The sequence below is a fragment of the Flavobacterium sp. HSC-32F16 genome (assembly GCF_024171645.1).
Lineage (GTDB): Bacteria > Bacteroidota > Bacteroidia > Flavobacteriales > Flavobacteriaceae > Flavobacterium.
In genome coordinates this window covers 26,711-38,961 of the sequence record NZ_JALKAC010000003.1, presented here as the reverse complement: position 1 = coordinate 38,961, position 12,251 = coordinate 26,711, and the positions used below count along the sequence as shown (strand labels likewise).

The 12,251-nt window shown below is 33.9% G+C and carries 8 protein-coding genes; 5 read left to right on the top strand and 3 right to left on the bottom strand.

The annotated features are described in order from the left end of the window. Positions 1-49 precede the first annotated feature (49 nt). The 4 genes from L1276_RS11590 (at position 50) to L1276_RS11575 (ending at position 6,393) form a co-directional block, all read left to right on the top strand. Positions 50-2,665 (top strand): gliding motility-associated C-terminal domain-containing protein, encoded by a 2,616-nt coding sequence (locus L1276_RS11590; RefSeq protein ID WP_253787947.1) that lies wholly within the window; start codon positions 50-52, stop codon positions 2,663-2,665. A gap of 32 nt (positions 2,666-2,697) precedes the next feature. After that, entirely contained in the window at positions 2,698-3,624 is a 927-nt protein-coding gene (locus L1276_RS11585; RefSeq protein ID WP_253787945.1) for a type IX secretion system membrane protein PorP/SprF, read from the top strand. Positions 3,625-3,634: 10 nt separating this feature from the next. Next, complete coding sequence (locus L1276_RS11580; protein WP_253787943.1) at positions 3,635-5,764, top strand: OmpA family protein; 2,130 nt, start codon at positions 3,635-3,637, stop codon at positions 5,762-5,764. Positions 5,765-5,907: 143 nt separating this feature from the next. Further along, positions 5,908-6,393 (top strand): hypothetical protein, encoded by a 486-nt coding sequence (locus L1276_RS11575; protein WP_253787941.1) that lies wholly within the window; start codon positions 5,908-5,910, stop codon positions 6,391-6,393. Between the two features lie 155 nt (positions 6,394-6,548). Here L1276_RS11575 and L1276_RS11570 read toward each other — a convergent pair whose 3' ends face one another. Further along, the gene (locus tag L1276_RS11570; protein WP_253787939.1) at positions 6,549-6,929 is read right to left on the bottom strand and encodes a DUF1573 domain-containing protein; all 381 of its coding nucleotides are present in this window, start codon (positions 6,927-6,929) and stop codon (positions 6,549-6,551) included. Between the two features lie 265 nt (positions 6,930-7,194). On the opposite strand from L1276_RS11570, the gene L1276_RS11565 reads away from it, so the two are divergent. Continuing rightward, positions 7,195-9,828: a valine--tRNA ligase gene (locus L1276_RS11565; RefSeq protein ID WP_253787937.1), complete on the top strand. Its 2,634-nt coding sequence runs from the start codon at positions 7,195-7,197 to the stop codon at positions 9,826-9,828. Between the two features lie 106 nt (positions 9,829-9,934). Here the strand turns inward: L1276_RS11565 and L1276_RS11560 are convergent, their stop codons facing one another. After that, a complete protein-coding gene (locus L1276_RS11560; RefSeq protein ID WP_253787927.1) occupies positions 9,935-11,251 on the bottom strand; it encodes an APC family permease in 1,317 nt (438 codons plus the stop codon). A 129-nt stretch (positions 11,252-11,380) separates the two neighbouring features. After that, the gene (locus tag L1276_RS11555; protein WP_253787925.1) at positions 11,381-12,106 is read right to left on the bottom strand and encodes a DUF4198 domain-containing protein; all 726 of its coding nucleotides are present in this window, start codon (positions 12,104-12,106) and stop codon (positions 11,381-11,383) included. Positions 12,107-12,251 lie beyond the last annotated feature (145 nt).

Here is a 12,251-nt window from a genome sequence, read left to right as displayed (position 1 = left end):
TTACGAAAGTAAACACATATTTTATTATGTTTAACGAAAATAATAATTTATGGTCAAAAACTACATTAATTTCTTACAATTTTTATTGTTTTTTGTTTTTTTAACGGTTTTATCTCCAAAAATTTATTCACAATGCGCTGGTACAGATGGTTCTGTAACTATTTGTAATGTTGAAGATATCTCAAATAGAACCATTCCTTTGTTTTCCTATTTAGGAGGAAGTCCCACCCCAGGCGGAACATGGTCTGATGATAATGGCTCTAAAGGTTTGAGCGTTTCAACAGGAATCTTAAACGGACAAGCTATTAGAGCGGGAGGAACTTACCAATATACTTATACAGCTCCTGGTACAGGCTGCACTAATAATACAGCAAAAGTTTTTGTTACAATTGGGGCTTTCGAAGGCTATCCGGCTCCATATGCTACAAAATGCAGTGACGAAAACACCTATAATTTATTTTCAGCATTCAATAGTACTGTTATCAGTCCACACACAAATGGAGTATGGACAAATAGCTTAGGTCAAGTTGTCCCCCAGTTAATTACAATAACTTATATGAAGGGTAATTATCAATTTACCTATACAGTGCCTCCTGTTCCGGGATGTGACACAGCACCTTTATCAACTTCTATCATTCTTACCGTTTTCAGAGCGCCGGTTTCAGGAACTGGAAGAGATTTAACTTTATGCGGAACTACTGATTTAGACACTTATACTGCTTTTGATTTGAGGACATTATTGTCTGGTCAAGATCCTGGAGGACTATGGAGTGGTATGGGAGTTACTTCTTCATCAAACCCAATTGTCGATCTTAAACAAGTATTTGCAGTTAATGGCCCCGGCACGTATACGTATAACTACACCGTTTTATCTGAAGATGACAATTGTCCTAATAAATCTACATCTATAGCTATTACACTCGAAAAAAGATTAGATTTTACTGGATCGAAGATTGAAATTGAGAAAGATATTTGCGAAAATCAAATAGCAACAGCAGTATATACAGCAACAATTACTCAAGGAGCAGAAGCTATTCCTGATGCTGAATATAAAGTAACTTTTAATGTTTCGGGACCTAACGGAGGAACAGAAACCATTCAGGCTTTTTTTGTAAATGGTAAACTTAGTTTCCCTTTACGTTCTTCTTATTTTAGGCAAGTTGGAATTTTTTATGTAACCGTGACCGGAATTGTTGACGTTACTAGCAAAGGAACCTGCAGTAATATTATAGATGATTTATCTACAGATTTAGAAATTCGTACCCTGCCGTATTTAGAAGGCGCAATCCTGACTCCAGAACCCACATGTCAAAACAAAAGTGCATTAGTACAGCTTACAAATGCTTTACGCTTGGCAGACGGCAATTATACTATTCGATATAATATTTCGGGAGATAATTCGGCCCTAGGTCAAACGGCAAATATTCGGGTTGTAGGCGGTAATTCAAATTTCAGCATTCCAGGAAGTTTAAATATAAAGAGTGGTGTATCAATTATAACCATTACTAATATCACAAATAATGAAACAGGCTGTACAAACACTGCCACAATAAGAGGAGATTTAATTATCAATCCTCTGCCAAACGCAGCAACGGTAACAGTTTTAGTTAACGACTACTGCCTTAACGATCCTGTTAAGGTAACAGTTTCCGGGTTAGGAACTTTGACAGATGTAACCATTTCGTATATGCTGCTAGATAGTAATTTAAGTTCTTTAGAAACAATTATTTTACCTGTTTCTAATGGAAAAACCGAATTTATACTACCATCAGGTTTGCTTTTAAATACTGGATCGACAATTATTTCATTGACTAATTTAAAGAATAACAGCACCAATTGCGATATTAATCTAAACAGCGTTTTAGATAGTTTTATTATACATCCAATTCCCGCTCCGCCTATTGTAAACCCACAGCCATTTTGTAAAGTTGATGAAGCGGCAGTAGCTAATTTAGTGCCAAACGGAAATCAATATAAATGGTACAATTCGCCAACGGCTACAACACCTTTAGCCAGTACTTCTATTCTGGAATCTGGGAATTATTTTGTTAGAGAAACTTCTCCTGCAGGCTGTACATCAGAACCTGCAATGGTTTTGGTGACAGTAAACGATTCTCCGGCACCGGAATTAAATGCAGACGGACAAAATTTCTGTGGATTAAACAGTCCCACAATTGCTGACTTATCGAACCATACCAATGCATCTTCAACTGTAGTTTGGTACGATGCAGAAACCAACGGGAATTTATTAGCGGCATCAACACCATTAATTGAACAAGGAGAATATTATGGATTTAATTTCCCAAGTTCAGATTGTTTTTCGTCAGAATATATCAAAGTTACAGTTACGTTAACAAATTGTGATAATGTACCTAACGACTTTTTTATTCCTGATGGATTTTCGCCAAATGGAGACGGCATAAACGATTCATTTGTAATAAAAGATATTGAATTTCTATATCCGAATTATACGCTTGAAATTTTTAATAGATACGGAAACGGAATGTATAAAGGAGATAATAATAAACCAGCCTGGGATGGAATGAATTATGAAAAAAGGGGTATTGCAGGCGGAGTTGCACCAAACGGAGTTTATTTTTATGTACTGCATTTTAATAAAGACAATAAACCGCCCAAACAAGGCCGTCTTTATTTAAATCGATAAATCTCTTTTATATTATTTAATATAATTTTCAAATGAAAAAAATAATACTCCTTATAAATTTCCTCTTTTATTTATCAGTTTCTGCGCAGCAAGATCCGGAATACACACATTATATGTACAATATGAGCGTAGTAAACCCGGCATATGCAACCGGAGTTCCTGCCATGATGAATTTTGGAGGATTGTATAGAACACAATGGGTGGGTGCAGTAGGAGCCCCAAAAACATTTACCTTTTTTGGACACAGTGCTATTAATGAAAAAATAGAAGTGGGTCTGTCATTTATTTCAGATGATATTGGTGACGGAGCTAAAAAAGAAAATAATGTCTATGCTGATTTTGCCTATGTTTTAAAATTAGGCGGAAAAAACAAACTTTCACTCGGGCTTAAAGCAGGTTTTTCGTCAATGCAGAGCAATTTTAACGGATTTAGATTTACAGATCCGCAAACTGATTTTGCTTTCGCAGAAAATATAAACGCAACAAAACCAAACATTGGGGCAGGAGCTTATTATTTTAGAGACAATTTATATGTTGGATTATCAGTTCCTAATTTGTTGAAGTCAAAATATGTAGAAGAAAAATCAGGTATAAATGCTTTTGGATCTGAAGAAATACATACATTTTTAACCGCTGGTTATGTTTTTCAGCTTAATGATGCATTGAAATTGAAACCGGCTTTTATGTCAAAATTTGTTAAAGGTGCGCCAATAACTTTAGACGTTTCGGCAAATGTTTTATATAACGAAAAATTTGAATTTGGAGCCGCTTACAGAATCGATGATTCGGTAAGTGCATTGTTCAATATAAATATTACCCCAACACTTAGAGTAGGTTATGCTTACGACTATACGCTTACCAATTTTGGACAGTTCAATTCAGGAACTCACGAAATTATGCTGCTTTTTGATTTGGATTTATTAGGGAAAGGATATGATAAATCACCTAGATTTTTTTAAAATGAAAAATATGAAAAAACTACTCGTTATTATATTCGTATTTTCTATACAGTTTATAAATGCACAGGATCAGGAATTAGTTAGAGCTAAGAAATTTTTTGACAGAACTTATTATACCGAAGCTATCGTTTTATATCAAAAACTGGCAGACGACAGACCTTCGCAGGAAGTAATTAAAAACTTAGCCGACTCGTATTTCTATACCAACGATTTGGTAAAAGCCCAGCGTTACTATCGTCTTTTAGTAAAAAACTACAATAATGATTTAGGCCGGGAATACTATTTTAGATACGCACAAACCTTAAAAGCAACCAATAGTTACAACGATGCAAATGAAGTTTTAAAAGAATATTACGCTAAATCATCTAATACAGAAGATAGTGCCAATTTCGAGAAAGACATTAAAACACTGGAAAATGTCACAGCAATTGGAAAACGATTTGAGATAAAAAATCTGCCAATAAACACGCCAAATTCAGAATTTGGAGCGGTTGAATACAATGGTAATCTGGTTTTTGCAGGCGTTAAATTAAAACCCGGAATTTTTGATAAAAAGTTTAAATGGGATAATGCAGCCTATTTAAATTTGGTTACGATTCCTTTGAAGAACATCAATTCTGCAGATTCTATCGTACATTATTTAGCCAAAGAATTAAAAACCGGAATGCACGAATCAAACGCTGTTTTTACCAAAGATGGCAAAACGATGTATTTTACCCGAAATAATTCTAAAAACGGAACGAAAAAAAGAGACGATAAAAAAGTTTCACACCTTCAGATTTTTAAAGCCGAACTGGTAGAAGGAAAATGGACCAATATTACATCGCTCCCTTTTAACAGCCCAAATTATTCTGTAGAACATCCCGCTTTAAGTGCCGATGAAAAAGTATTGTATTTTGCTTCGGATATGCCGGGAACGCTGGGATCTTTTGATATTTATTCAGTAAATATTAATAAAGGTGCATTTGATACTCCTAAAAACCTCGGGCCATTAGTAAATACTGATAAAAGAGAACAATTTCCTTTTGCTTCCGCAGATAATAAACTGTATTTTTCTTCTGATGGACATTTAGGTTATGGATCTTTAGACGTTTTTGTCTCTGATATAAACGGAAACGAATACTCAAAACCCGTTAATATTGGATTGCCTTTAAATTCAAATTTAGATGATTTTGCATTCAATATCAATTCAGAAACCAAAGAAGGATATTTTGCCTCAAACCGGGAAGGAGGAAAGGGCAGCGACGATATTTATCAATTTAAAGAAATTAAAGATTTAATTGTAGAAGACTGCAAACAGTTTATTGCCGGAATTATTACAGATGTTGATACTAAACTGGCATTAGAAAATGCAACTGTAATTTTGCAGGATTCAGAGAATAAAACCCTGAATACCATTACGACTTCTGCCGATGGAAAATTTAGTTTTACCGTTTCCTGCGAAGCTTCTTATAAAGTTTCGGCTTTCAAGGAAAAATATACAAATGAGTCTAAAACTTTAACTTTAGATAAAACAAGGGATAAAGTTAATGACGCTTCTTTGGCATTAAAATCTTTGGAAGTAATTAAACTTGAAGAAAAAGAAAATGCCGAAAAGAAAAGAAAACAAGAATTGATTATAGAAGAAGAAAACAAGAAAAAAACAGAACTGGCGGCAATAGAATTAAAGAAGAAAGAGAAAAAAGCCAAAGAAGCTGAAATCGTTGCAGCAGAAGTTAAAAAGAACGAAAAAGTAAAAGAAATTTTAGAGAAGGAAAAAGACGTTGTAAGAGATAAAGATCGTTTAATAATTAAAACAGATCCAATTTATTTTGATTACAATATGTGGTATATTCGTAAAGAATCTAAAGTGGTTTTAGGCAGAGTTGTCGAATTAATGAAGAAATATCCGGGAATGGTAATCGAAATTGGCTCGCATACAGACTCCCGAGGAAACGAAAAATTCAACGCCGATTTGTCTCAAAAAAGAGCCAATTCAACCAGAGAATTTATTATTCAGTCCGGAGTTGAAGCCAAGAGAGTTTCTGCCAAAGGATACGGAGAGTCGGTGCCAATTATAAAATGTAAAACCGATGAAGCCTGTTCAGAAGAAGAACACGAATTAAACCGAAGATCTGAATTTGTAATTAAGAGTTTATAAGTCTATTTACGATGTTATATAAACCCGACAGGTTTCAAAAACCTGTCGGGTTTAACTTTGTAGTCAATATTTTGTAAAACTCTTTTTCTTAAGTTCTTTTTTATTTAATTTTATAAAATAACCATGAAACAAAATATTAAAATATGAAAAATCTAGTTTTACCTTGTCTGCTTGTAATTGGCATTGGATTCCAAAGTTGTAAAAATGAAGAGAAACAGAAAGAGGCCGAGGCAGCAAAAGCTGAAGCAGAAACTGTTATAAGCTCGGAATGCTACCAATCTGTTTACGAAAAAGATACTATTGCTTTAAAGCTGAATACTTTAAAAAACGGAAAACTAACAGGAAACATGATTATGAAAGTTGCACCTTCAACCGTAAGAACGGGTGAAGTTGCGGGTGAATTTCACGGTGATACTTTATTTATAGATTATACTTTTAAGGATAATGTAAATAAAGACAAAACGTTCAAAAATCCAATGGCACTTTTAAAACGCGACAAACAACTTATTTTAGGAAACGGAACCATGCAGACAACAATGGGCGTTACGTATTTGGTTAAAGATAAACCAATCGATTTTGAAAACGTAAAATACAAATTTGACAGTGCAGAATGTGCGGATAAAAAATAATATTTATTGATGCGTAACAAGCTTTGTTAAAGTTACGTTTTAGTAAGTTTCTACAACAAATCCGAAAGGTTTTTAAAACCTGTCGGATTTAGGATTACAAAAAAGCCGTTTCTCATTAAAGAAACGGCTTTTACTATTTTTAGCTTTTAATTTTTTTATAAAACTTCACCTTTAATTTTAAGGGCAACTCGGCCGTCAGGATAATTTACGGCATTAGTTTCAACCGTAATTGTTTTACGAATAGGACCGCTGGCCATATTGTATTTTACATCGATTTTACCTTTTTTGCCCGGCATAACTGCTGCGGCAGGTTTAGTAACAACTATTGAACTCAAAGTCGATTCGGCACCAATAATTAACAGCGGTGCATCGCCGGTATTTGTGAATTCAAAGGAACGTAGTCCGTTATCACTTTTAGAAATTTTTCCATAATCAATCGTATTGTCCGGGGCTGCAAATTCAATCTTTGGGCCGTTTTGTGCATAACCTATTGCACTAAACAATACGACTGCAATAAAAGAGGCAACATTTTTCATTTTGAAATTGTTTTTTAATTGTAAGTAAATATACATTGTTTTAATTAACACACAAATTATTAATTCGTTTTTTATAGTGTACTTAATTATTTACTTTTGCTGTTAATTATAATTACAAAAATTGAACCAATTTTGGAGTTTAATTGTTTAATCATTAATTCGTTTAATCGGATAATGATTGAAAAATGGTCAGCAGACCAAATAATAATTAAACAGTTAGCCCAAATAAACGATTAAACAGTTAAACGAATAAACAACCTAATAAATGACAATTCCAGCACAATTTGACGCTAAGACGATCGAGAACAAATGGTATGAGTATTGGATGAAAAACAACTATTTTCATTCAGAACCAGATCACAGAACGCCGTATACTATTGTAATTCCTCCTCCAAACGTCACTGGTGTCTTGCATATGGGACATATGCTGAATAATACTATTCAGGATGTTTTAATTCGTAGAGCACGTCTAAAAGGGTTCAACGCCTGCTGGGTTCCGGGAACGGATCATGCCTCTATTGCTACCGAAGCTAAAGTTGTTGCTAAACTAAAAGCAGAGGGAATAAATAAAAATGATTTAACTCGTGAAGAATTCCTAAAACACGCTTGGGAATGGACAGATAAATATGGTGGAACAATCCTGGAACAGCTTAAAAAACTTGGAGCTTCTTGCGATTGGGAACGTACTAAATTTACAATGGATCCGGATATGTCTGCATCTGTAATTAAATCTTTTGTTGATTTATACAACAAAGGATTAATCTACAGAGGATACCGTATGGTTAACTGGGATCCGGAAGCTAAAACAACTCTTTCTGACGAAGAAGTTATTTACGAAGAACAACAAGGAAAATTATTTTTCTTAAAATATAAAATTGAAGGTTCAGAAGATTTCTTGACCATTGCAACGACACGTCCTGAAACTATCTTTGGAGATACTGCAATCTGTATCAATCCGAATGATGAGCGTTTTACACATTTAAAAGGTAAAAAAGCGATCGTTCCTATTTGCGGAAGAGTTATTCCAATTATTGAAGATGAATATGTAGATGTTGAATTCGGAACAGGATGTTTAAAAGTAACTCCTGCACACGATATGAACGATAAAACTTTGGGTGAAAAACACAATCTTGAAATCGTTGATATTTTTAATGAAGATGCGACTTTAAACAGCTTCGGATTACATTATCAAGGAAAAGATCGTTTTGTAGTTCGTACTGAAATCGCAAAAGAATTAGAAGAAATCGGCGCTTTGGCGAAGACTGAAATCCATTTGAATAAAGTTGGAACATCTGAAAGAACTAAAGCCGTTATCGAACCAAGATTATCAGATCAATGGTTTTTGAAGATGGAAGAATTGGTAAAACCAGCCATTAAATCAGTTTTAGAAACAGGAGAAATTAAATTACATCCAAAACGTTTTGAAAATACTTATGCGCATTGGTTAAACAACATTCGCGATTGGAATATCTCTCGTCAATTATGGTGGGGACAACAAATTCCAGCATACTATTACGGAGATGGAAAAGAAGATTTCGTAGTTGCAGAAAACATCGAAGACGCATTAAAATTAGCACAAGCCAAAACCAACAACCAACAACTAACAACCGACAACTTAAAACAAGATGTTGATGCGTTAGATACATGGTTTTCATCATGGTTGTGGCCAATGTCAGTTTTTGGCGGAATTATGGATCCTGAAAGTCCAGACTTTAAATATTACTATCCAACAAATGATTTAGTAACGGGTCCGGATATCTTGTTTTTCTGGGTAGCGAGAATGATTATTGCAGGTTACGAATATGCAGGTGAAAAACCATTTACAAACGTATATTTAACAGGTTTAGTTCGTGATAAACAACGTCGTAAAATGTCTAAATCATTAGGGAATTCTCCTGATCCTTTAGATTTGATTGATAAATTTGGTGCCGATGGTGTTCGCGTGGGATTGCTTTTAAGTGCTTCTGCCGGAAACGATATTATGTTTGATGAAGAATTATGTAATCAGGGAAAAGGATTTTCGAACAAGATTTGGAATGCCTTTAAATTGATCAAAGGGTGGGAAGTTTCACAAACTATTGCGCAGCCAGAATCTTCAAAAGTGGCAATCGAATGGTACGAAGCAAAATTACAGCAGACTTTAGTTGACATTGAAGATAATTTTGAGAAATACAGAATTTCAGATTCTCTTATGGCAATTTACAAATTGGTTTGGGATGATTTCTGTTCTTGGTTCTTAGAAATGATTAAACCAGCGTACCAACAGCCAATTGACAGCGTAACTTTCGCGAAAGCGATCGAAATGTTAGAAAGTAACTTGAAATTATTAAATCCTTTCATGCCTTTCTTAACGGAAGAAATTTGGCAGTTAATTGCAGAAAGAACTCCAGAAGAAGCTTTAATCGTTTCAACTTGGCCAGAATTAAAACCATTTGACGCTGAATTAATTGCTGATTTTGAAAACTCAATTGAAGTAATTTCTGGAATCAGGACGATCAGAAAAGACAAAAATATTCCTTTTAAAGATGCAATTGAATTGAAAGGAATTAACAGCGAAAATGTTTCTACTTATTTTGATTCAGTTGTAACGAAATTAGGAAATGTTTCTGCCTTTGAATATGTTGCTGAAAAAGTGGATGGGGCATTGTCTTTCCGTGTAAAATCAAATGAATATTTCATTCCAATTACAGGAAATATTGATGTTGAAGCAGAAATTGCAAAACTGACAGAAGAATTAAATTATACAAAAGGATTCCTGAAATCTGTTGAAGCAAAACTTTCGAACGAAAAATTCGTAAACGGAGCTCCTGAAAAAGTTTTAAATATAGAAAAACAAAAACAAGCCGATGCTCTTGCAAAAATTGCTACAATCGAGCAGAGTTTAGCTGGTTTGAAGTAAGAAATAGATTTTCTGTTATTTTATAAAATTAAACCCGACAGGTTTCAAAACCTGTCGGGTTTGTTGTTTTTAAAAGCCTCAAATTCGGGCTGTTGAAATATGCAGTTTACTTTTTTATCCTCTTTAAAACCAAAAACAAAGGATAAGAAACCACTGTAATTCCAACAATAACAGCAAAACTTGCAGGATCGCTGTAAATAAACCCAGCTACTAGGGCGATAGAAGCTGCAATAGCAATTATTGTTGTCCAAGGGTATAAAATCGAACGATAGGGACGAAGTAAATTTGGTTCTGCACTTCTTAATTTTAAAAGTGAAAAATATGCCAATCCCCAAACGATAATGGAGATAAATGCGGCAAATGAGAACAAGATTTCAAACGAGCCAACAAAAATAATCAGCAATAAACTAAAAAATGAAGAAACCAAAAGAGCTACGATTGGTGTTCCGCCTTTGTTTACAGTTGTTCCTTTTTCAATAAAAAAGCCATCTCGGCTTAGTCCGTAAAGAATTCTTGGCGGAATCATCATAAAGGCATTTAGAATACTAATTAACGAGAAAATAGAAATTATGGTAACAATAACAGCTCCTTTTTCTCCAAAAATAATTTTAGCAACATCGGCTGCAGCCAGATTAGATTTGGCTAAAGTTTCTATTGGCAATACATGAAAAAATGCTGCGTTTACTAAAATGTAAATAGCCACAACCAGTAAGACACCGCTGTATAATGATTTAGGAATATTTTTGCTGGGATCGTCATTTTCTTCTGCAAAAAAACAGACAGCATTCCAGCCATTATAAGTTCCGATAATAAGCTGTAAAGATTTAAAAAATCCAAAAATAAGTCCGATTTGAAAAATAGAACTATCGGTTTCTATTTTTGGAATCTCAACTCCACTATACATAAAACACGCAATTACTAAAGCGACAAAACAAATCACTTTTAAGAAACTTGTGATTTGCTGAATCACGCTTCCGTTTTTGACACCACTTAAATGAAGTAATACAAAAGCAGCTAATAATGAAACGGATATTACAGTAGAATAATTGGCAATAGATGGAAATAGAATGATGGTATATTCGCTAATTACAATGCAGTAAAATGCGGGAGGAATGGCATTGACAATATAATCAAACCAACCTGAAAGAAAACCGGCGTATTCGCCAAAAGCTCTTTTAATATAATTGTAAGACCCGCCGGCTTTTGGTAACATTGTAGCCAGTTCTGAATACGAATTAGCTCCCAGCAAAATATATAAACCTCCAAAAAGCCAAGAAGCAATAATGAGCCAGTAATTATTTAATAATCCTGCAATAGACCCAGGTGTTCTGAGAATTCCAACGCCAATTGTTCCTCCAATTAATACGGCAATATTAAAACTAAGGCCTAAACTTTTCTTTAATTGGTTGGTTGAATTTGACATATATGTGGATTTGTTTAAAATATTTTGGATGTAAAAGTAAGTAAAAAAGCAGCGTTTATAAACAAAAAAACCTTGCTCATAAGAGCAAGGTTTGATCGAAGATAAAATTCTGAAAAACAGTTTTAAAAATTATTTAACTGTAATTAAGTATGTAGCCATTTTCCAGATTTCATCATATTTTTTACCGTTATGCTCACCAGAAGTTTTTTCAGTATAAGCAAACTCTACCATGTAATTTCCCGGCCAGATTGGTGTAAAAGAAATTTCGCCTTTATCGTTTGACCATAATTCTTTTTCCCATCCGTTTGGAGCAATAACTTTAATTTTTTGCTCTTTTGCAATAGCACCTTCATATAGGGCTGAAACATTAATTGCTGTATTTTTTTTCAAAACATCTGCATTTTCAGTAAAAACACTGATTTTGTTACTGTTTGCCGCAGCAACATTTCCTGCTGCTTTATTTCCAACTACTACAGTTGCGCTTGAGTTATAGTCTAAAACCATAGTTCCGTAAACATCTTTAACTTTATGGTGCATTGCAATTGTATAAACTCCATCTTCATCCGGAGTAAAGAAAGCCTGGTATTTATTGTCTAAAGCTTTTGCTGTAAGTTTAGTTTCTTTTTTTGATGGAGAAATCAATACCAAAGAGAAATCTTTTAAATCAGAAAACCATTTATCTGCTTTTGTAATATCATTGTCTGAGAATTCTCCAAAATAAACAGAAATTTCCTGAGCTTTTCCTTTTGTTCCCGTAGCTTTAGTTTCGATCCAAAGTGCGTGGGCAAAAAGTTGAGGTGCTGCAAAAAGCATTAAAAAAGCAAACGTTATTAACTTAAAAGTTTTTGATTTCATGGTAATATGATTTAAAATTAATATTGAAAAAAAATCCTTGCTGATGCTCAGGATTTTTAGTTAAAAGGTATTATTTGATTGTTGCAAATGTAACGTTTAATATCAGTTAAACAATGCTTATTTAGATTAATTATCAATAATAATT